20 protein-coding genes, 1 tRNA gene and 1 pseudogene are annotated in these 19,231 nt (G+C 57.9%); 15 read left to right on the forward strand and 7 right to left on the reverse strand.

Annotation, left to right across the window (positions count from 1 at the left end):
• Positions 1 to 24: 24 nt before the first annotated feature.
• Positions 25 to 100 (forward strand) — tRNA-Phe (locus tag ACLD1X_RS17585).
• A gap of 174 nt (positions 101 to 274) precedes the next feature.
• A pseudogene (locus ACLD1X_RS17590) lies at positions 275 to 634 on the forward strand (Arm DNA-binding domain-containing protein); the annotation flags it as partial.
• A gap of 94 nt (positions 635 to 728) precedes the next feature.
• Here the strand turns inward: ACLD1X_RS17590 and ACLD1X_RS17595 are convergent.
• The 4 genes from ACLD1X_RS17595 to ACLD1X_RS17610 form a co-directional block, all read right to left on the reverse strand.
• Complete coding sequence (locus ACLD1X_RS17595; RefSeq protein WP_429369764.1) at positions 729 to 1,742, reverse strand: alpha/beta hydrolase; 1,014 nt, start codon at positions 1,740 to 1,742, stop codon at positions 729 to 731.
• Positions 1,743 to 1,774: 32 nt separating this feature from the next.
• On the reverse strand, positions 1,775 to 2,194 hold the full coding sequence (locus ACLD1X_RS17600) for an organic hydroperoxide resistance protein (protein ID WP_057715327.1): 420 nt from the start codon (positions 2,192 to 2,194) through the stop codon (positions 1,775 to 1,777).
• Positions 2,195 to 2,400: 206 nt separating this feature from the next.
• On the reverse strand, positions 2,401 to 2,802 hold the full coding sequence (locus ACLD1X_RS17605; protein WP_429369766.1) for a helix-turn-helix domain-containing protein: 402 nt from the start codon (positions 2,800 to 2,802) through the stop codon (positions 2,401 to 2,403).
• Between the two features lie 164 nt (positions 2,803 to 2,966).
• Positions 2,967 to 3,653 carry a hydrolase gene (locus ACLD1X_RS17610; RefSeq protein ID WP_429369768.1) on the reverse strand — a complete coding sequence of 229 codons (687 nt, stop codon included), beginning with the start codon at positions 3,651 to 3,653 and terminating at the stop codon, positions 2,967 to 2,969.
• Positions 3,654 to 3,912: 259 nt separating this feature from the next.
• Between ACLD1X_RS17610 and ACLD1X_RS17615 the strand changes: the two genes are divergently transcribed.
• Entirely contained in the window at positions 3,913 to 4,374 is a 462-nt protein-coding gene (locus tag ACLD1X_RS17615; protein ID WP_008020169.1) for a RidA family protein, read from the forward strand.
• A gap of 20 nt (positions 4,375 to 4,394) precedes the next feature.
• On the opposite strand, the gene ACLD1X_RS17620 is transcribed toward ACLD1X_RS17615, so the two are convergent.
• Positions 4,395 to 5,363, reverse strand: a complete 969-nt coding sequence (locus tag ACLD1X_RS17620) for a LysR family transcriptional regulator (RefSeq protein WP_008020168.1) — start codon at positions 5,361 to 5,363, stop codon at positions 4,395 to 4,397.
• Between the two features lie 1,464 nt (positions 5,364 to 6,827).
• On the opposite strand from ACLD1X_RS17620, the gene ACLD1X_RS17625 reads away from it, so the two are divergent.
• Together ACLD1X_RS17625 and ACLD1X_RS17630 are read left to right on the forward strand one after the other, a co-directional pair.
• A complete protein-coding gene (locus ACLD1X_RS17625) occupies positions 6,828 to 7,907 on the forward strand; it encodes a hypothetical protein (RefSeq protein WP_429369771.1) in 1,080 nt (359 codons plus the stop codon).
• Positions 7,908 to 7,978: 71 nt separating this feature from the next.
• On the forward strand, positions 7,979 to 8,785 hold the full coding sequence (locus ACLD1X_RS17630; RefSeq protein ID WP_429369773.1) for a TSUP family transporter: 807 nt from the start codon (positions 7,979 to 7,981) through the stop codon (positions 8,783 to 8,785).
• A gap of 48 nt (positions 8,786 to 8,833) precedes the next feature.
• Here ACLD1X_RS17630 and ACLD1X_RS17635 read toward each other — a convergent pair whose 3' ends face one another.
• Positions 8,834 to 9,283: a carboxypeptidase regulatory-like domain-containing protein gene (locus tag ACLD1X_RS17635; protein WP_429369775.1), complete on the reverse strand. Its 450-nt coding sequence runs from the start codon at positions 9,281 to 9,283 to the stop codon at positions 8,834 to 8,836.
• Positions 9,284 to 9,537: 254 nt separating this feature from the next.
• Between ACLD1X_RS17635 and ACLD1X_RS17640 the strand changes: the two genes are divergently transcribed.
• The 5 genes from ACLD1X_RS17640 to vapB all read left to right on the forward strand — a co-directional run bounded on the left by ACLD1X_RS17640 (position 9,538) and on the right by vapB (position 12,934).
• Positions 9,538 to 10,596: a PDDEXK nuclease domain-containing protein gene (locus ACLD1X_RS17640; protein ID WP_429369777.1), complete on the forward strand. Its 1,059-nt coding sequence runs from the start codon at positions 9,538 to 9,540 to the stop codon at positions 10,594 to 10,596.
• Between the two features lie 68 nt (positions 10,597 to 10,664).
• Positions 10,665 to 11,627 carry an alpha/beta hydrolase family protein gene (locus ACLD1X_RS17645; protein WP_429369779.1) on the forward strand — a complete coding sequence of 321 codons (963 nt, stop codon included), beginning with the start codon at positions 10,665 to 10,667 and terminating at the stop codon, positions 11,625 to 11,627.
• Between the two features lie 38 nt (positions 11,628 to 11,665).
• The gene (locus ACLD1X_RS17650) at positions 11,666 to 12,082 is read left to right on the forward strand and encodes a hypothetical protein (RefSeq protein WP_429369781.1); all 417 of its coding nucleotides are present in this window, start codon (positions 11,666 to 11,668) and stop codon (positions 12,080 to 12,082) included.
• A 6-nt stretch (positions 12,083 to 12,088) separates the two neighbouring features.
• The gene (locus ACLD1X_RS17655) at positions 12,089 to 12,541 is read left to right on the forward strand and encodes a hypothetical protein (RefSeq protein WP_429369783.1); all 453 of its coding nucleotides are present in this window, start codon (positions 12,089 to 12,091) and stop codon (positions 12,539 to 12,541) included.
• A 162-nt stretch (positions 12,542 to 12,703) separates the two neighbouring features.
• Positions 12,704 to 12,934: a type II toxin-antitoxin system VapB family antitoxin gene (gene vapB, locus ACLD1X_RS17660; RefSeq protein ID WP_429369785.1), complete on the forward strand. Its 231-nt coding sequence runs from the start codon at positions 12,704 to 12,706 to the stop codon at positions 12,932 to 12,934.
• A gap of 94 nt (positions 12,935 to 13,028) precedes the next feature.
• Here vapB and gabP read toward each other — a convergent pair whose 3' ends face one another.
• Entirely contained in the window at positions 13,029 to 14,420 is a 1,392-nt protein-coding gene (gene gabP / locus ACLD1X_RS17665) for a GABA permease (RefSeq protein WP_429369787.1), read from the reverse strand.
• A gap of 562 nt (positions 14,421 to 14,982) precedes the next feature.
• Between gabP and ACLD1X_RS17670 the strand changes: the two genes are divergently transcribed.
• The 5 genes from ACLD1X_RS17670 (at position 14,983) to ACLD1X_RS17690 (ending at position 19,189) form a co-directional block, all read left to right on the forward strand.
• Positions 14,983 to 15,756: an ABC transporter ATP-binding protein gene (locus ACLD1X_RS17670; protein ID WP_007972784.1), complete on the forward strand. Its 774-nt coding sequence runs from the start codon at positions 14,983 to 14,985 to the stop codon at positions 15,754 to 15,756.
• Between the two features lie 13 nt (positions 15,757 to 15,769).
• Positions 15,770 to 16,519, forward strand: a complete 750-nt coding sequence (locus ACLD1X_RS17675; RefSeq protein WP_429369790.1) for an ABC transporter substrate-binding protein — start codon at positions 15,770 to 15,772, stop codon at positions 16,517 to 16,519.
• Between the two features lie 78 nt (positions 16,520 to 16,597).
• Positions 16,598 to 17,293, forward strand: coding sequence for an ABC transporter permease (locus tag ACLD1X_RS17680; RefSeq protein ID WP_429369792.1), 696 nt, complete (start codon positions 16,598 to 16,600; stop codon positions 17,291 to 17,293).
• Positions 17,290 to 17,979: an ABC transporter permease gene (locus tag ACLD1X_RS17685; protein WP_085717864.1), complete on the forward strand. Its 690-nt coding sequence runs from the start codon at positions 17,290 to 17,292 to the stop codon at positions 17,977 to 17,979. Before ACLD1X_RS17680 ends, ACLD1X_RS17685 begins: the two co-directional genes overlap by 4 nt.
• The gene (locus ACLD1X_RS17690) at positions 17,960 to 19,189 is read left to right on the forward strand and encodes a methyltransferase (RefSeq protein ID WP_429369794.1); all 1,230 of its coding nucleotides are present in this window, start codon (positions 17,960 to 17,962) and stop codon (positions 19,187 to 19,189) included. Before ACLD1X_RS17685 ends, ACLD1X_RS17690 begins: the two co-directional genes overlap by 20 nt.
• Positions 19,190 to 19,231: the final 42 nt, after the last annotated feature.

Here is a 19,231-nt window from a genome sequence, read left to right on the forward strand (position 1 = left end):
AAAACCCGTTTAATGCGCCCCGTTGCCCAGATAGCTCAGTCGGTAGAGCAGGGGATTGAAAATCCCCGTGTCGGCGGTTCGATTCCGTCTCTGGGCACCACTAATTAATTTCAGGTGGTGCCAACACCACCCGAAAGCCCACAAGAAGCCCGCCTAGTGCGGGCTTTTTGTTGTCTATGGTTGCCCAAACTGACCTAGGCAGCCCAACGTTTTGGGGGCAGAGTTGGAGGCATGGCCGGTTCGGTCATCTCGCATGCCCCCAACATGGTGCTCCATGGCCCTGAAAGTCACGCCCCTGAGCGATTCCCTTCTCGAAGCAGCCAAGCCCAAAGAGAAGCCTTACAAGCTTACCGACGGCGAAGGCCTGTATCTCGAAATCATGCCCACCGGCTCAAAGCTCTGGCGCCTCAAATATCGTCACCCTGGCAAAGAAAACCGATTGGCATTTGGCTCCTACCCGGAAGTGACGTTGGTGCAAGCTCGCAAAAAGCGATCTGAGGCACGACAACTGATCTCAGAGGGCAAAGACCCTTCGCATGAACGCAAATCCACCAGACGAGCACAGAAGGTGGATGGGCTGACATTTGAGACGCTTGCACGGGAGTGGTTTGCTTACAACGCACCCCGCCGGGCGTGAAGGTGCCCTTGGCGGAGGGCTGCCAACGCTACACCGGAAACGAAAAAGCCCGCTGTTTAGCGGGTTTTTCGTTTCCGGTCTTGAGTGGGGGTCACTTCAAATGAACTTTCAGCTCTTCGCAAGCCTGCAGCATTGCAGAGCGTACCGCCGGAACCTGGCTGACCACGTTCAGCAAGCCGTAGTCATGGATCATGCCGTTGTAGCGCACCGCAGTGACCGGCACGCCGGCTTGGTCCAGTTTGCGAGCGTAGGCTTCCCCTTCGTCACGCAGCACATCGGCACTCGCGGTCTGGACCAGCGCTGGCGGCAGGCCTTTCAACTGCTCAGTGGTAGCGCGCAGCGGCGAGGCGTAGATCTCGGCACGTTGCTTGGGGTCGGTGGTGTAGTTGTCCCAGAACCACTTCATCATGTTCCTGGTGAGGAAGTGCCCCTCGGCGTACTGGTTGTACGACGCTGTCTCGAAGTTGGCGTCGGTCACTGGCCACAGCAGCACCTGGTACTTAATGGCCGGGGTACCTTTATCCTTGGCCATCAGGCTGACCACGGCTGCCATGTTGCCACCGACGCTGTTGCCCGCTACCGCCAGGCGCTTACCGTCGACATTGATTTCCTTGCCGTGCTCGGCCACCCATTTGGTTGCCCCGTAGGCCTGGTTGATCGCCGTCGGGTAGTGCGCTTCAGGGGACGGGGTGTAATTGACGAACACCGCCACCGCCCCGGACCCGACGACCAGATCGCGCACCAGGCGCTCATGGGTCGGGAAGTCGCCGAGCACCCAGCCACCGCCGTGGAAGTACATGAACACAGGCAAGGTCCCCTTCACACCCGCCGGACGCACGATGGTCAAGCTGATGTCCTGGCCGTCGACGGTGATGGTCTTCTCGCTGACATCCGCCTTGGGCAGTGTCAGTTTTACCCCGGCCTGAGCGCCGGTCAGTACCGCGCGGGCGTCCTTCGGCGAAAGCTGCTCGATGGGTTTACCACTGCCTGAGTTCAATGCATCGAGGAATGCCTGGGTGTTGTGTTCGACGCCAGAGTCAGCGAATGCGTTACCGATCGACAAGGCAAGGAGCGAGCCGACGAGTGTTTTGGTCAAAACGTTCATTTCATATCTCCTGTTTCTGGTGAGGCGGGAAGTTAGACGGTGACGTGCAGACGGACATCGACGTTGCCACGGGTTGCGTTGGAGTACGGGCACACTTGGTGGGCCGCCTCCACCAACGCTTGTGCATCGGCGTGCTCCAGGCCTGGCAGGTTGATGTTCAGGTCGATATCCAGGCCAAAGCCGCCTGGGATCTGGCCAATGCCGACCCGCGCAGTGATCGAGGCGTCGGCTGGAATGCTGCGTTTGCTCTGGCTGGCGACGAACTTCAGTGCACCGATGAAGCAGGCCGAGTAACCAGCGGCGAACAGTTGCTCAGGGTTGGTGGCATCACCACCGGCACCGCCCAATTCCTTCGGAGTGGCCAGTTTCACGTCGAGGTTCTTGTCGCTGGAGATGGCTCGGCCATCACGACCGCCGGTTGCGGTTGCGACTGCGGTGTAGAGAACTTTCATGGCTTTCCTCACTTTTGAATGTCTTCGAGGGATTCTGTTAGCGATTTAAATGTTTGCGTTATAACAATGCGCAGTAAATTGCCGCCCAATAATTTAGCGCGCAAGTTTTTTAAAAAATCGTCTGTAGCTGCAAGAAATTGATTTTCAAGGGGGTTACACCTCAGTCCGCTTGGGCTCGCCCGCGCGTTGATGCGGGCCTTACCGTCTCAAGCAACGACCGGAATCGGGCAGATTGCTTGTTGCTGCCAAGCCTTCGGTGTCATGCCTTCAGCCTTCACGAATGTACGGCAGAAGTGAGATTGATCGCTGAAGCCGCATTCCTGCGCGATCTCTGTGAGCAACATCGTGGAGGCCTTCATTAACTCTCTGCTCTTCATGACCCGCTGCTCACGCAGCCATCGCTGCGGGGACATCCGGGTGCTTTCCTTGAACCTGCGTGAGAAGTGACTGCGCGACAATGCGCAAGCTTCGGCTAGTTCAGTCACTGAAATGCCGGTATCCAGCCTGTCCAGCATCAGTTGTTTGGCAGTTCTTATCTGCCAGGATTTGAGCTGCCCTGTCGAAGCCAGTGTGAGAGTCGCCAGCACGGTAGATTTGTCCTTGTTCATACACATCCATTAATCCAGGTAACAGGATGCGAGCGCCTGACTCGAACAGCGCTGGGCATTGGAAATCCTCAGAGGTTCCAGGCCTGGCTCGTTGACTCGGTTCAGTCGACTGCGCACCCTTCGCAAGTCTGTGAACAGCCCCCAGGGCAGGGGCTGGCGATGGCTCAGACAGATGCAGCGACAGGCGCCAGGGTGGGGCCATGCTGAACGCGCTCAGGCGCCTTGTGCACCATGGTGTAGGCGTAGTCGACGCCCATGCCATATGCACCGGAATGTTCCTTTACCAGTTCCATTACGGCGTCGTAGGTGTCGCGGTTCTTCCAGTCCCGTTGCCATTCCAGCAGCACCTGCTGCCAGGTCACCGGTACCACGCCGGCCTGGATCATGCGCTGCATGGCGTAATCGTGGGCTTCTTTGGTGGTGCCGCCGGAGGCGTCTGCAACCATATAGATTTCATAGCCGGCATCGTTCATTGCCGACAGGGCGAAGGTGGCATTGCAGACCTCGGTCCACAAGCCGGAGACGATGATCTTGTTGCGACCATTTCTCTTGAGTGCGTCGCGTACCTTCTGATCATCCCAGGAGTTCATGGAGGTGCGCTCCAGCAGCGGGGCGTCCGGGAACACAGCGAGTAGCTCGGGGTAGGTGTGACCTGAGAAGCTTTGTGTCTCAACCGTGGTGAAGGTGGTGGGGACATTAAAAATCTTCGCTGCCTTGGCCAAGGCAACGGTATTGTTTTTCAGCGTTTGCCGGTCAATGCTCTGAACGCCGAAGGCCATCTGTGGCTGCTGATCGATGAAGATCAGTTGGCTATTCAGCGGAGTCAGGACTTCAGTTTTAGGATTGCTCATTTTTGTTTCCTTTCGGCTTGATGATGTTCAATCGCACAAGTCTCGGGGCCCGCACCTTGCAGGCATTACCGTAGCCACGAGTGCACTCCTCAGCGTCAGTGCTTGAGGACGAGCAAAAGATAACGAAACAAGGCGCTTTTCGGTGGCGCATTTTTGCGCCCCTGCCGGCTCATTTATGCGCCATAAAATGCGCGATCGCGCTGCTAGCATTCGCCCATCCATTCGGATCAAGCCGGTCCCTCATGTGCAGGAGAATGCAATGGCAGCTTCACAACCGTTCAACAAGCAGACCGCCTACTGGGGCGTTTCCTGGGAGGAGGCGTATGGCTATCCGCAGGCACGGCGGGTAGGAAACGAGATCTACGTATCAGGTCAATTCAACCATGATGAGGCAGGCAATCTGGTAGCCCCGGCGCCGCTCAACGCCGACGGTAAGCCCAGTGATTTCTCTTCGATGGGAGAGCAGATGCGGGTCTCTTACGACAACATTTCGAAGCTGCTCGCCTTGTATGGCGCAACTATGCAAGATGTTGTCGAGGAAACGCTTTATGTGCTGGACATGGACGCTGCGTTCGCGGTGGTCGGCAAAGTGCGCAAGGCGGCCTATGGCACTGAGCGGCCTCAGTGCGCGAGCAATATCATTGGGGTGTCGAGACTTGCCCAGCGTCCGCAGCTGATTGAGATCGTGTGCAAGGCCGTGATTGGCGCCCGAGACATCTGAGTTGCACTCCCGGTTTCGATCTAGGTGACCGGGAGTATCAATTGCCCCTCGACCAAGGGCTTTTGACTGGCCACGGCAGCAGCGCAGAAGGTCATGAATGCTTTGACTCGCCACGATTTTCGAATGTCCTGGTGAGTCAGCAGCCACAACTCATCCTGAAGCTCTGGCACTACCGGGCCGGCGCGTACCAACCCTGGGGTTATGTCGCCCAACATGCAGGGAAGGAATCCAAATCCCAGACCCGCCGCGATTGCAGCGCTTGCTGCTGCAACAGAATCGGTGCGGTACGCTATGCGCTCAGCAGCGACTCTGCTTTCGACATAGCTTGTCGCCTTCAAACCGCAGAGCGCTGAGGAGTATGACACCCATGCCTGGCCCTCTTCGAAAAGGGGCAAGGCAGTCATCTGCTTGGCACAGCAGTAAGGTGCCCAGGCAATATTCGCCAGTTTACGGCCCACCAGGCTTTCTGCAGGTTTTCTCGTCGCTCGAATCGCGATATCCGATTCATCCCGGGCGAGGCTAAGGGTTTCATTGCCCACCAGCACCTCGATGGAGATCCCCTCGTTCAGGGCCTTGAAGTCCGCGATGATGGGGGTGAAGAAGTACAGCAGCAGCGAGTCGCTGGTGGTAATTCGAAGTTTCCCGAGGGGGCCTTGGCCTGAACGTGAAACACGCCGCGTGACGCTGACGATATCCAGCTCCACTCGCTCGGCGAGTGCTCGCAATTCAGCACCCTCGGCGGTGAGCAGATACCCTGATTTGCGGTGATCGAACAGCGCGATGCCGAGCGTTCGCTCAACTTGAGCAACTCGGCGCGAAACGGTGGATACATTGATGCCAAGTTTCTTGGCTGTAGCCGAACGATTGCCGCAATCACTGAGCGTCTTGATGATGCGCAAGTCGTCCCACGAGAGCTGATTGACAGCCTCGCCTACGTCCCACTTCGTCCCATCAGGGGCAGCCGGAGCTTTTCCAGTTGGCGATTTCACACAGTTCGTTCCAGATGCAAAGGCGCTGATGATACGAGAAGGGGTTGGGTGAAGCAGCCACATTGTTCCGGCGATGGGTTGAAAACTTATGCCGACTGGCTGCTATGGATCGGTAAATGCCTTTGGGCGAAACGCACAGTGCTTCGCTAAATCGCAGCGCTGCTTCCCCACAACACGCCGGGGCCCCTGGCAATTTGGTCGAGAGACGGGTGCGAGGGCTCGCGTAAATTCGTTAGCGGCACCCCGTCAAAGTTAGTTAACTGGTTAACTCGGTTGGTTAACTCGGCTGAAAGCCTTACCGGCCGTGGCTTGTAGCCCGGTTAACTAAGCACTGACCTGGATAATTCGGCTATTCGCCATTCTCTACCGGTGATAGCTCGCTCCTGCGTTTTAAGCTCAGAGGTGATCCGTCATTTCATCTCGGCCAAAGACAACGGGAGTAGAAGGGGTGTCATTCCTCAAAACGCCCCCCACCAACATGGAGACTGCGCCGCATTTTGGTCCGCTGATCTGGCTATTGCTGTTCCCCCAAAAAAACACTGGGGTACAAGTTCCCCCGCTCAAGCCCCCGGAAACATTGGCTGTTCCCACTGTTCCCCCGTTCCCCCGTTTTTTGAAATCAGTCACACATTGGATGACGGACAATCGAACGGTGCGCACCTGTTCGAATTGCTAGCGCGGATAGCGAGAAGACCGACCGCAAGCTAGAGTCATGTTGCTGGCGACTTGCTAGCCAACACAGGCAAAAAACATGGAGCGTTACAAAAACCTTAGCGGTCAATCGAACGTCATTGCGTACTCGTTCGGGCCTGATTCGATCACAGTGCAGTTTGCCTCCGGCGCCTACCGAAACTACGTCTACAACTCTATTCGCCCTGGAGCCGGAATCGTAGCTCAGATGAAGGATTTGGCTGTTAAGGGTATCGGCTTGAACAGCTTCATCGGTCGAGTTGTGAAGGCAAACTACGTAAGTCGATACTGAGTTAGCCTTACCGCCAATCGAGACGTATTTGACCTTCCAAAATTGAGCGTTTAGCGAGCACCATAGATTTTTGGGGGCAGATTTGGGGGCAAGCAAACCACCCAAACCACTAACCCCCTTTATTTACATGGCCTACAACCAAGTGTTCGATTCCGTCTCTGGCACCAAATACCGAAAACCCTGAATCGCAAGATTCAGGGTTTTTTTATGCCTGCGATTTGATCAGGCACCGATCCAGCCACCTTCGAAGCGACAACTCCCCACCTCCAATCACCGTACCCACAGGCATCCGGAACGGTTGCCAGGGCCGATTCCTGAAAAGTTTTCGACATTGAAAATCATCCCTTCCTGGCAGTATCTGGCCTGTAGGAACGTTCCGTATGCTTTAACGGAAACGGATGACATACGCCCATCATCGGCTTGTGCAGAATCGGAGGAGGAGCTGCCAGATAACCGGGAGCAGATTCGCAACAAGGAAGAAAATGACTGAGGCCATTCAACCAGACGTCGAAACCGCTGAGTTTTTTACCGAACAAGAAATCAGAACTTTCAGCTTTGATATTCAGCAGTCAACACTGCTTCACAAGTTCGCCAAAAAACTGGCCGCCACCGGCGGGCCGCAGGCACCAGGAGCCAGGCCCACAGCATCCCTGGCAGCGACCGGATTGAAGCTCTCGTTTTCGAAAAGCCAATGTGAACTACTGGCCGCCTATTCCGATGGCCTTGTCTCCGTGTTGATTTTCGAAGGGCTGCAGAAAATCACCGATGTCGGCCCTCCAAATGAACTGCCAGATCTGGCATCCCTGGAAAATCGTTACGACGTACTTTGTCTGGCCGCCCGCAATCAGATTTTGTTGGAGCTGGTGGACAACACAGCCTTTGCCTATGACATGGACAATGAAGGAAAACTGGTTCGACTGGTGGCCAACTTCAAGGGCGGCGGACTGACCAAAATCCCTGCCGAGCCGGACATCAAAGAACTAAGCTCCCATTCCGGCCTCGCGCTTGGCCCGCATACAGAAGCGCCTTACTGGTGCGCCGTGAATGCGAAAGACGGGCACTCGCCCTCTCCATCGTCGCTCATACTTTCCGCCTTGTGGAACCCGAGCCTGGAGCCTACGCGAGTCATTCCGCTGCCTCCGATACTTGAAAAAATTGGCGTCACCAACTGCCTCGCCCTGACCTCGGATAACTTCCGGTTCACTCGTAGTGACTCCTTTGTCAGTGGCAAAGGGGAAGATGGCCGCAACGTTTCCATTCTGGAGTTCGACGACAAGACAGGGTTCGCCGCCCGCTTTAACTCGTATCGCTTTTCGGTCAATGACAACGTCTCGACTTTTGTGAAAACGGCTTACACCGCCCTTTGCCAGAGCGTGGATGAGGCAACTCCGGTCGAATACACGCTGACCCAGGAATCGGCCATGGTCATCAACAACATCCGGACTCTGCACTGTCGCGATGTCATCAAAGACAACAGACGGGTCCTGGTTCGCATTTTCGGACTTTCAAAGTTTTCTTCCCCCCTCGTTGTTTCAGAGGACCCGCTTGTGCTGCAGGGCTGATTTTCATGTGATCAGGCTGTTGAGCGGCCTGTCATGTGATTACTGGTCAATAACCATAAAGAGAGAATGCAATGTCCTGGGATGTAATTGGCATGTTGGCGCTCGTCGCTTTTTGCGCCGGCTTTTTTGATGCGATTGCCGGTGGTGGCGGCTTGATCACCTTGCCTGCATTGTTCCTGGCAGGCATGGATCCGATCAGTGCAATTGCCACCAACAAATTCCAGGCGGCATCGGCAACTGTTTCGGCAACTGCAACCTTTGCTCGCAAAGGAATGATCGAGTGGCGCGAAGGCCGTTTCCTGGTTATCTGCGGATTTATTGGCGGTGCCAGTGGTGCTTTGCTGGTCAGCTCTATCGATAAGCGCTATCTGGAAGTCTGCGTGCCCATCATGCTGATTCTGGTAGCCATCTATTTTGCACTCTCTCCAAAGTTGGCCAACGAAGATCGACGCAAGAGAATCGGTGTTCTGTTTTTTTCGTTTAGCGTGGCGCCGATCCTGGGCTTTTACGACGGCATATTTGGCCCCGGAGTGGGCTCATTCTTTATTGTCGGATTTGTCCTGCTCTGCGGTTTCGGCATGATGCGGGCCATGAGCTTTACCAAACTTGCCAACGCCTCATGCAATCTAGGCTCTCTGTCGGTCTTCATTACCAAAGGTGTGATTATCTGGCCGATAGCCATAGCCATGGCTTTGGCTGCCTTCGTCGGCGCTCAACTGGGCGCACGGGCCGCTGTCCGGGTCGGACCACGGTTGATCAAACCCATGTTGATCGTGGTCTGCTGCGCCTTGGCCATCAAGCTGCTGAGCGTAGAAACCAACCCTTTACGCGCTGCACTCATCCAAGTGTACGCGGGTGTTAAAAACGAAAAACCCTGAATCGCAAGATTCAGGGTTCACTTGCGCACCATGGCTCAGAGCCTCTCGCTAACTCGCATCCTTCCAGTGGAAAACCAGGCTACGGGCTGCACCACTGCCAACATCGGCAACGTCATGCCGTGTTTCGCCGTTGCGCGTGGCAATGACCGTGTATTTGCCGACAGGCAGTTTCACGTAAACCAGCGGGCCGGCGTCATTGAGCGTCAGCACGGGTTGCCCCGGCGCTTTCTGAATAACGACGCTCACGTCAGGAATGTATTCATTTCCCGTCCCGACAGAGAACGTCATGTGCAGGTTATAGCCCGCGGTCCGCTGAATGGCCTTCGACTCATCCTGACCGATACCACCGGACAGGTAAGCGATGCCGTTTTGCTCCTGGTGCTGCACCTGTACGCCAGCGCTGGCGACTGGATCAAGGCTGGCGGCAGGCGACATCGATGGAAACATCAGCACACCGACGGCAGTCAGAGGCAACAGGAGTGAATGGAGGGGTTTCATGATGACGCCTCCCGGGTTCCGCAGAACCCAATGGTTACATTCATTGGATTTCCGGGTGGAGGGAGGCGTTTTAGATTGATTGGACCTGAGTACGAAACGTACTACACCATTTGTTCCTCCGCCCTCGTCCGGATTTAGACCCGTCCTGCCGAAGAGCCCGGTATTTCCTGCCTGTTATTCAGTAACTCCCGGCATCTTCGAAGGGTGCTCACTTGTCATGCTCTTTCGCTGCTCAATCTGCTGCGGAAGACCTCATGACGACCCTCACATCCAATGACACTCAAGACCCACAACTCGCATCACTACTCGGCAACCTTGGCGAATTGATCCGCCAGGCACGCCAGAAGGTGCTTCGGGCGGTCGATACCGTTCAAGTGCAAACCTGTTGGCAGATCGGTCGGCACATCGTCGAGTTCGAACAGAACGGCGCGCGACGGGCGAGGTATGGCAAAGAGTTACTGTCGACCTTGGCAAAAGTGCTGACTGAAGAATTCGGAAAAGGATTTGACGCCTCCAACCTTCGTTACATGCGTCTGTTCTATCAAGCCTTTCCAATTCGTGACGCACTGCGTCACGAATTGAGCTGGACCCACTACCGCCGCCTGCTTCGGGTCGACAACGACAGCGCCCGTCTCTGGTACATGAACGAATCAGCCACCCAAAACTGGTCAAGCCGCGCCCTGGAACGCCAGATCAACACCCTGTACTACGAACGCCTGCTGGCAAGCCGCGATCGCTGCGGCGTCAAGCAGGAGGCCGCTACCAACATCCAGAACATGAAAGCCAGCCCTCGGGATTTCATCCGTGATCCGGTCGTGCTGGAGTTTCTTGGTCTACCCAATGCCGGAAAGCTTCAGGAAAGCGAGATCGAACAAGCGTTGATCGAACAACTGCAAGGCTTCTTGCTGGAGCTGGGCAAGGGCTTCGCGTTCATTGCCCGTCAGCAACGCATCAGTACGGACAGCAAAGACTTCTACATCGACCTGGTGTTCTACAACTACCTGCTCAAGTGTTTCGTCATCGTCGATATCAAGCGCGGCGAACTGACCCATCAGGGTGCAGGGCAGATGGACATGCATGTGCGCATGTACGACGACCTCAAACGCGGCGCGCAAGACAGCCCCACCGTCGGCATCATTCTCTGCGCGAGAAAGGATGAATCCGTGGTGCGTTACACAATGCAGGAAGGAAACGAGCAACTGCTCGCCAGCAAGTACAAGCTTGTCCTGCCGAGTGAAGAGGAACTCCGTAACGAACTGGATCGGGAACGGGCGGCTCTTGAAGAACGACTGCTCGATCAACCACTGCGTTGAGACCAATGGATTGTTCGTCAACGCCATGAAGACTATCGTTGGCAGCTACCCGCAAAGGACTGACGCCAATGAATTTGCAGGACACGCCTTCACTGGCCCCCACTCCCGTCGAGTTGCAGCGGCCGACTGCCACGCCCGGCAAACCGTTCAAGGAAACCGCCGCGGACGGCTTCATCCTCGGCGGCTTCACCTGGCGGCACCCTTCACAGGACGCTGCTCGCCCGGTCGTTATCATCAATGCCGCCACCTCGGTCCGTTGCCGTCATTACTCGCGCTTTGCCGATTACCTGTTCGCCCACGGCTTCGATGTCATCACCTATGACTACCGCGGCATCGGCGAGTCGCGGCCAGCATCGCTCAAGGGCCTTGAGGCCTCATGGTCTGATTGGGGAGCCCTGGATTTCGAGGCGATGCTCAAGCGCGCACAGCGCGAATTCCCCGAGCAGCCGATCAATGTGGTCGGCCACAGCTTTGGAGGCTGCGCAGCGGGCCTGGGAGCCTCCGGGCACCTGATCCGGCGCCTGGTGACGGTTGGCGCACAATTCGCTTACTGGCGTGACTATGCGCCCGCTCATCGCTGGAGGATGTTCGGCAAGTGGCACGTGGTGATGCCGCTGGTGACGATGCTGTGCGGCTACTTCCCCGGCAAACGGCTCGGCTGGCTGGAAGACACACCTGCCGGCGTAGTCCGTGACTGGAGCACGCCCACCGCTCGCTACGAAAAGCGCCCCAGTGGCCAGGGCATCCATGTCAGAAACTTCGCCTCCGTCACCGCAAAAGCCCTGGCCATCAGCATCAGTGACGATCCCTATGGCACGGTTCCGGCGATCGAACGCCTGCTCGCCTACTTCACCGGCAGCACAAACACCCACCTGCGCATTGCTCCCGAAGACATCGGCGAAAAAGAAGTTGGGCATTTCGCCTTTTTTCGCAGCGCATACCAAGCCACACTATGGCCCATTGCATTGTCCTGGCTGCAAAACGGCGAGCTGGCCCCCGGCACACCCGGGCGAACGGTGCCACGCCGCTGAGCCACCCGCCCCTTTCAACGAATTACGGAACGACGCCCATGGCCTCCGCCAACAAGCAGCAAAAACGCGCCTCCCGCGCCAAGGCCAAGGCCAAGCAGAACCGCACCCAGCGGGCTGCCGCGCCGGTCGAACCGGACCCGAACGATGACCGCATCGACTTCGAATCGGTGGACCTGACCGAACTGTTCAAGAAAATGATCGACGCCGAAAAGACCAGCCAGCAAGCCATGTGCACGGCCTTCCTCGAAGACCCGTTGCTGGAGCTGGTGTACGAGCAGGAAGGCGAAGAAGGCGCGATGGACTTCATCCTTGCCGCGCTGATCGAGTATCGCCAGTGGTCCACTGAAACCGACGAGGCCGGCGCCCTGGCGTGGATCGAATCACCGGCCTTCCAGGCCGACTACGTGGCAGCGTCCGACGCCATTGCCGCGCAAACCCAACAGAAACCGGACTGAGTTCCCATGGCCTCCCTGAACAAGCAACAGAAACGCGCCAAACGCGCAAAAGCCAAAGCCAAGCAAATCCGCATGGTCGGCAGGAAACCTGTCGGGCTGGACGATGATCTCGGCCACCTCGCCGAGCCGATCCCGGAATACACCCTGGCGATGTTCAGCAAAATGCGCGACGCGGAAGCCATCAGCCGCAGCGAAATGCTCTCCGTACTGCTGACGAATCTCGCCTTCATCATCATCGACCATCCAGAACTGCTGGACATGGAAAACGCCGACGACGAAGGCATGGCCGCCACCCACCTGGCCGCCGACATGCTGATCGATTACCGCATGTGGGCCGACGGCATGGACCGCGACGCCGCCCAGGCATGGCTGAGCGAGCCGCAGTTCATCGCCGATTTCGGCGCTGCACTGGATGTCTACCGCGAGTCGCTGGAAGCGTCGGAAGAAAAAGCCGAGTAAGGGTTACGGCTCAAATAAAAACGGCCGCTTGTCATCACTGACAGCGGCCGTTTTATTTATTACGTGCAAGACGACGCGCATCCGCCGAAACGTATACTCCCACCGACTTCCTATCTGGAATCTATCCTTTTTCAGTACTCATAATGATTCAAGAGGCTAAATATGGAGCAGACCACCCTTTTCATGAGCAAAAAGAGTCAGGCTATTCGCTTTCCAAAGGCCGTTGCGATGCCTGGCGACGTCAAACGGGTGGATGTTATGGCCATTGGCAGAGCACGCATCATCACACCCGCCGGAGAAAGCTGGGACAGTTGGTTCGATGGAGACAGCGTCACTTCAGACTTCATGAATGATCGCGAACAACCCGTCGTTCAGGAACGGGAAGCGTTCTGATGATTGAATTCAATCCCGAGTAAGTCCGCCCCAGAAAACCAAAACGGCCGCTTGTCATCACTGACAGCGGCCGTTTTGCGTTACGCGGTATGAATCAGTTCAACACCACCGCGCCACTTTTTTCCAGCTTGCGACGGCGAGCAACCAGCAAGCCGGTGGCAACCACCACGATGCTGAGCAGACCGGTCGCGAGGATTTCCACGCGATGGGCTTCCTGGAACAGCATGATGGTCAGGGCACCGACGATGAACGCGATCACCGCGTAGGTCAGGCCCGGGAACAGCCACATGCTGAAGACGATTTTCTCGCCGCGAGCCATACGCTGTTTGCGCATGCGCAGTTGCGAAATCGCGATCACCAGGTACACCAGCAGCGCGATGGCGCCGGAGCTGGCCAGCAGGAACTCGAACACCGCCGCCGGAGCCACGTAGTTGGCGAAGGTCGCCAGGAACGCTGCACCAGTGGACAGCATCACCGCCCAGTATGGCGTGCCGCTTTTGTTGGTGCGGGTGGACATGGCCGGCGCATCGCCGCGCTTGCCCAGGGAGAACAGCATCCGCGACGAGGTGTAGAGCGCCGAGTTCAGGCAGCTGGTCACGGCAACCAGTACCACGATGTCGACGATCATCTTGGCGTTAGGGATGCCCATGCGCTCAAGCACGGTCTGGTAGGAACCCAGGCTTGCCAGAACAGGGTCGTTCCACGGCACCAGGGCCACGACGATGAAGATCGATACGAGGTAGAACAAGCCGATCCGCCAGATCACCGAGTTGGTGGCCTTGGAGATTTGCTTGCCAGGGTTCTTCGATTCCGCGGCCGCGATGGTCACGATCTCGGTACCCATGAAGGAGAACATGGTGGTCAGGATGGCACCCAACACCGCGCCCATGCCGTTTGGCAGGAAGCCCTGGGTGTCGAACAGATGGGAAACGCCGCTGACCTGGCTGCCCGGCAGGAAGCCGAAGATCGCCATGACGCCCAGAACGATGAAACCGATGATGGCCAACACTTTGATCAGGGCGAACCAGAACTCGAATTCACCGTAGTTCTTCACGCTGAACAGGTTGGTCACGGTCAACAGCATGGTGATGACCAGGGCGAAGGCCCAGATGTCCACGCCAGGGAACCAGGCATGCAGGATGGTCGCGGCGGCGTTGGCTTCCAACGGGATCACCAGGACCCAGAACCACCAGTAGAGCCAGCCGATGGTGAAACCGGCCCAGTGACCGATCGCGCGATCGGCATAAGTCGAGAAGGAGCCGGTGTCTGGCGAGGCAACAGCCATTTCACCGAGCATGCGCATCACCAACACCACCAGCATGCCGGCGGCAGCGTAGGCCAACAGCACAGCCGGGCCTGCGGCCGCGATGGCGTGACCCGAGCCGACGAACAGGCCGGCACCGATAACCCCGGCAATCGACAGCATGGTCACATGACGCGGTTTGAGCCCCTGTTCGAGGCCGTTAGAGCTTTGGGTACTGCTCATTGAAACTACCTTTGTAAGGAAAAGCGAATGCGTGCATCCCGTTTCGATTTCTCTCTTGTAAAAAGAAACCAACGGGCTGTTCCGGAATCTGCACGCAATATTTGCGCCAAAATGTTTCAAAAGCGTCTACCCCGGCGATTTCGACCTGACCGGACAGTCATCGCAAGCCATTGAAATTAATGGCACTTTGCCAGAACGTTACCCTGCGACCCACTTTGGGAACGAAATTGCGCACCGGAAACACATCTAAAAACGACACGACGCACGATAAAAGTGCGGATCTGCCACGTTCGGCCGGATAGCGCTTCCAACCCCCCGCCAAAGCTGGCAACATCGCGCCTTTTTTTGCGACAGCCACCGCGCTTTTATCGACAGGCAAGGTTCAAACGGCTGTTCGGTTGTTGATGGGGCGACAGTCTGCTGTGCCGATGCGACAACCTGCCACACGCCAGCCGTTTACCGTCCGTAGCGCTGTTGGCTGCCATTGAAACGCTATGCTAGGTTGGCCGCCTCGCCAGGAAGGCCGGCAACAGCAGGAGCGCAACATATATGAGGAACGCACATGGCTGAGGCCACGCCCGCGCTTGAAATCCGCAACTTGCACAAACGCTACGGTTCGCTGGAGGTGCTCAAGGGCATCTCGCTGACCGCCCGCGACGGCGACGTGATCTCGATCCTGGGTTCCTCCGGCTCCGGCAAGTCCACGTTCCTGCGTTGCATCAACCTGCTGGAAAACCCGCATCAGGGCCAGATTCTGGTCGCCGGCGAAGAACTCAAGCTCAAGGCCGCGAAGAATGGCGAACTGGTTGCCGCCGACGGCAAGCAGATCAATCGCCTGCGCAGCGAAATCGGTTTTGTGTTTCAAAACTTTAACCTGTGGCCGCACATGAGCGTGCTCGACAACATCATCGAAGCCCCGCGCCGCGTGCTCGGCCAGAGCAAGGCCGAAGCCATCGAAGTTGCCGAAGCCCTGCTGGCCAAGGTCGGCATCGCCGACAAGCGCCACGCCTACCCTGCGCAACTGTCCGGCGGCCAGCAACAACGGGCGGCGATTGCCCGCACCCTGGCCATGCAGCCCAAAGTCATCCTGTTCGATGAGCCGACCTCCGCGCTTGACCCGGAAATGGTCCAGGAAGTACTTAATGTCATCCGCGCACTGGCCGAAGAAGGCCGCACCATGCTGCTCGTGACCCACGAGATGGGCTTTGCCCGCCAGGTTTCCAGCGAAGTGGTGTTCCTCCACCAGGGCCTGGTAGAAGAGCAAGGATCGCCACAGCAGGTGTTTGAAAACCCGCTTTCGGCGCGCTGCAAACAATTCATGTCCAGCAACCGCTAACGGAGCTACCCACATGCAGAAGTACAAGAAGGCCTTCCTGGCCGCCGCCGTCACCCTGGCGTTCAGCGCCGGTGCCATGGCCGAAAACCTGAAGATGGGCATCGAAGCGGCTTACCCGCCGTTCAACAATAAAGATGCCAGTGGCAACGTCGTCGGCTTCGACAAAGAGATCGGCGACGCCCTGTGCGCCAAGATGAAGGTCGAGTGCACCGTGGTCACCTCCGACTGGGACGGCATCATCCCGGCCCTGAACGCCAAGAAGTTCGACTTCCTGATCTCCTCGATGTCGATCACCGACGAGCGCAAGCAAGCGGTGGACTTCACCGACCCGTACTACTCCAACAAGCTGCAGTTCATCGCCAAGAAAGACATCGACTTCAAGACCGACAAGGCTGCGCTGAAGGGCAAAGTGATCGGCGCCCAGCGCGCGACCCTGGCTGGCACCTTCCTGGAAGACCACTTCGGTGATGACATCACCGTCAAGCTCTACGACACCCAGGAAAACGCCTATCTCGACCTGACTTCCGGTCGTCTGGACGGCATCCTGGCTGACAAGTACGTCAACTACGAGTGGCTCAAAAGTGACGCTGGCCGCGACTACGAGTTCAAGGGCGACCCGGTGGAAGAAAGCGACAAGATCGGTATTGCCGTGCGCAAGAAGGACCCGATCCGCGAGAAGCTGAACGCCGCGCTGAAAGAAATCGTCGCTGACGGCACCTACAAGAAGATCAACGACAAGTACTTCCCGTTCAGCATCTATTGATACTGACCTGCCGGACCGGCGTCGCCCTCTGACGGTGCCGGTCCCCGGCCTTGCCTGCCGCGATTTGAAAAGAAATCCATGATTATCGACCTCTACGGATTCGGCCCGGCGCTCGCCGCTGGCGCGCTGATGACTGTGAAACTGGCACTCTCGGCCCTGTGCCTGGGGCTGGTGCTCGGCCTGCTCGGCGCCTTGGCCAAGACTTCCCCGTACAAGCCGTTGCAATGGCTTGGCGGCACCTATTCGACCCTGGTTCGCGGCATCCCGGAATTGCTCTGGGTGCTGTTGATCTACTTTGGCACGGTCAACCTGATGCGTGCCCTGGGCGAGTTCTTCGGCAACCCCGACCTGGAACTCAACGCCTTCGCCGCCGGCGTGATTGCGCTGGGCCTGTGCTTTGGCGCCTACGCCACGGAAGTGTTTCGTGGCGCGATCCTCGCCATTCCCAAAGGGCATCGTGAAGCCGGCGTGGCCCTGGGCCTGTCGAAGTGGCGCATCTTCACCAAGTTGATCATGCCGCAGATGTGGCGTATTGCCCTGCCCGGCCTGGGCAACCTGTTCATGATCCTGATGAAGGACACCGCGCTGGTGTCGGTGATCGGCCTGGAAGAAATCATGCGTCACGCGCAAATCGGCGTGACCGTCTCCAAACAGCCGTTCACCTTCTATATGGTGGCCGCGTTCATGTACCTGGGCCTGACGGTGCTGGCGATGACCGGCATGTACTTCCTGGAAAAACGTGCCGCTCGCGGCTTCGCGAGGAGCGCCCAATGAACTGGGAAGTCATCATCAAGTGGCTGCCGAAGCTGGCCCAGGGCGCGACCCTGACCCTGGAACTGGTGGCCATCGCCGTGATCGCCGGTTTGCTGCTGGCCATTCCGCTGGGCATCGCCCGTTCGTCGCGCCTGTGGTGGGTGCGGGCATTTCCCTACGGCTACATCTTCTTTTTCCGGGGTACGCCGCTGCTGGTTCAACTGTTCCTGGTCTACTACGGCCTGGCGCAGTTCGACGTGATCCGTAACAGTTCGATGTGGCCGTACCTGCGCGATCCGTTCTGGTGCGCCACGGCAACCATGACCCTGCACACCGCCGCCTACATTGCGGAAATCCTGCGCGGTGCCATACAGGCGATTCCACCGGGCGAGATCGAAGCGGCACGGGCGCTGGGCATGTCCAGACCCAAGGCGCTGTTCTACATCATGCTGCCGCGCGCCGCGCGCATCGGCCTGCCGGCCTACAGCAACGAAGTGATCCTGATGCTCAAGGCCAGTGCCCTGGCCAGCACCGTGACCTTGCTGGAACTGACCGGCATGGCCCGCACCATCATTGCCCGGACCTACCTGCCGGTGGAGATCTTCTTCGCCGCGGGCATGTTCTACCTGCTGATGGCCTATGTGCTGGTGCGTGGCTTCAAGTTGCTGGAGCGCTGGTTGCGCGTCGATGCCTGCCAAGGGCGTTGATAGCTGCGTGTTGACGGGCGAGGCGCTACTCGCCCGCTTCACTGCGCTGGATGCTTTTCTCACAGCGCATCAGGCGTTGTGGAAACCTCGCCCGTTCACCTATCTGCAGCTACCTTGGGAAACCTCCTACCCGGAGCTGGCCGCATGGCTACGCGGGCGAACGCTGGAAGACGCCGAAAACGCTCACAACCAGCCGACTCTCCTGCACGCACCCGAACCCTTTGCATCGCTGGCAATGATGTCCGCTGCTTTAAGTGCTGTGGATGAATTGCCCGCTCGCACACTCGAAGCGGCAGGCCATCGATTGAACGTCGATGTGCCGGGACGCAAATGGCAACAGATCGAAGCGTTCGCCAGCCGGTTGCAGTTTTCCGAGGCACCGCTGCATTGGCTGGACTGGTGCTCGGGCAAAGGACACCTGGGGCGTCGCCTGCTGCAACCGGGGCAGCAACTGACATGCCTGGAATACGACCCGGCCCTGGTAACCGGCGGCCAGGCACTCAGCCAACGCCATCACCTGCACGCGCTGCATATTGAACAGGATGTGCTCGCGGCAGATGCAGCCTCTTTACTGAGTGCGCAACACACGCCCGTCGCGCTTCACGCCTGCGGTGACTTGCATGTGCGGCTGATTCAACTCGCCAGCGCCAAAGGCTGCAAGCAACTCGCCATTGCGCCGTGCTGCTACAACCGGATCAGTCTTGCCCAATACTCGCCGATTTCCTCGGCCGCCCAAGGCTCCGGCCTACAGCTTTCCCTCGACGACCTCGCGTTACCCATGAGCGAAACCGTTACCGCCGGCGCCCGCGTGCGACGTCAACGCGACACCTCCATGGCCCGGCGCCTGGGCTTCGACTTGCTGCAACGGCAACTGCGCGGCATTGACGAGTACCTGCCAACCCCTTCCCTGCCCAGTGCCTGGCTGGACAAACCCTTCGCCGACTACTGCCATCACCTGGCCGCACTCAAAGAGTTATCCACAATCGGCCAGCAAGACTGGCCAGCCCTCGAAGCTGCCGGTTGGCAGCGACTGGCCGAGGTGCGCAACCTCGAGCTACTACGCGGACTTTTCCGACGTCCGCTGGAACTTTGGCTGGTTCTTGACCGGGCTCTTTTCCTCGCCGAACAGGGCTACCGCGTCCGCGTCGGAACCTTCTGCGAAACCCCGCTCACGCCGCGTAATTTCCTGCTCCTGGCCGAACGCGCTTAAATACGCCCAGCCTGTGGATAACTCTGTTGATGGAATTATCGT

It is taken from the genome of Pseudomonas sp. 18173 (assembly GCF_050432945.1).
In the GTDB taxonomy this organism is placed as follows: Bacteria; Pseudomonadota; Gammaproteobacteria; order Pseudomonadales; family Pseudomonadaceae; genus Aquipseudomonas.

Excerpts from the sequence above, each read along its gene's own strand:
- ACLD1X_RS17595 (WP_429369764.1), bottom strand. The coding sequence starts at position 1,742 with ATGAACGTTTTGACCAAAACACTCGTCGGCTCGCTCCTTGCCTTGTCG.
- ACLD1X_RS17600 (WP_057715327.1), bottom strand. The coding sequence starts at position 2,194 with ATGAAAGTTCTCTACACCGCAGTCGCAACCGCAACCGGCGGTCGTGAT.
- ACLD1X_RS17605 (WP_429369766.1), bottom strand. The coding sequence starts at position 2,802 with ATGAACAAGGACAAATCTACCGTGCTGGCGACTCTCACACTGGCTTCG.
- ACLD1X_RS17610 (WP_429369768.1), bottom strand. The coding sequence starts at position 3,653 with ATGAGCAATCCTAAAACTGAAGTCCTGACTCCGCTGAATAGCCAACTG.
- ACLD1X_RS17615 (WP_008020169.1), top strand. The coding sequence starts at position 3,913 with ATGGCAGCTTCACAACCGTTCAACAAGCAGACCGCCTACTGGGGCGTT.
- ACLD1X_RS17625 (WP_429369771.1), top strand. The coding sequence starts at position 6,828 with ATGACTGAGGCCATTCAACCAGACGTCGAAACCGCTGAGTTTTTTACC.
- ACLD1X_RS17630 (WP_429369773.1), top strand. The coding sequence starts at position 7,979 with ATGTCCTGGGATGTAATTGGCATGTTGGCGCTCGTCGCTTTTTGCGCC.
- ACLD1X_RS17635 (WP_429369775.1), bottom strand. The coding sequence starts at position 9,283 with ATGAAACCCCTCCATTCACTCCTGTTGCCTCTGACTGCCGTCGGTGTG.
- ACLD1X_RS17640 (WP_429369777.1), top strand. The coding sequence starts at position 9,538 with ATGACGACCCTCACATCCAATGACACTCAAGACCCACAACTCGCATCA.
- ACLD1X_RS17645 (WP_429369779.1), top strand. The coding sequence starts at position 10,665 with ATGAATTTGCAGGACACGCCTTCACTGGCCCCCACTCCCGTCGAGTTG.
- ACLD1X_RS17650 (WP_429369781.1), top strand. The coding sequence starts at position 11,666 with ATGGCCTCCGCCAACAAGCAGCAAAAACGCGCCTCCCGCGCCAAGGCC.
- ACLD1X_RS17655 (WP_429369783.1), top strand. The coding sequence starts at position 12,089 with ATGGCCTCCCTGAACAAGCAACAGAAACGCGCCAAACGCGCAAAAGCC.
- vapB (WP_429369785.1), top strand. The coding sequence starts at position 12,704 with ATGGAGCAGACCACCCTTTTCATGAGCAAAAAGAGTCAGGCTATTCGC.
- gabP (WP_429369787.1), bottom strand. The coding sequence starts at position 14,420 with ATGAGCAGTACCCAAAGCTCTAACGGCCTCGAACAGGGGCTCAAACCG.
- ACLD1X_RS17670 (WP_007972784.1), top strand. The coding sequence starts at position 14,983 with ATGGCTGAGGCCACGCCCGCGCTTGAAATCCGCAACTTGCACAAACGC.
- ACLD1X_RS17675 (WP_429369790.1), top strand. The coding sequence starts at position 15,770 with ATGCAGAAGTACAAGAAGGCCTTCCTGGCCGCCGCCGTCACCCTGGCG.
- ACLD1X_RS17680 (WP_429369792.1), top strand. The coding sequence starts at position 16,598 with ATGATTATCGACCTCTACGGATTCGGCCCGGCGCTCGCCGCTGGCGCG.
- ACLD1X_RS17685 (WP_085717864.1), top strand. The coding sequence starts at position 17,290 with ATGAACTGGGAAGTCATCATCAAGTGGCTGCCGAAGCTGGCCCAGGGC.
- ACLD1X_RS17690 (WP_429369794.1), top strand. The coding sequence starts at position 17,960 with ATGCCTGCCAAGGGCGTTGATAGCTGCGTGTTGACGGGCGAGGCGCTA.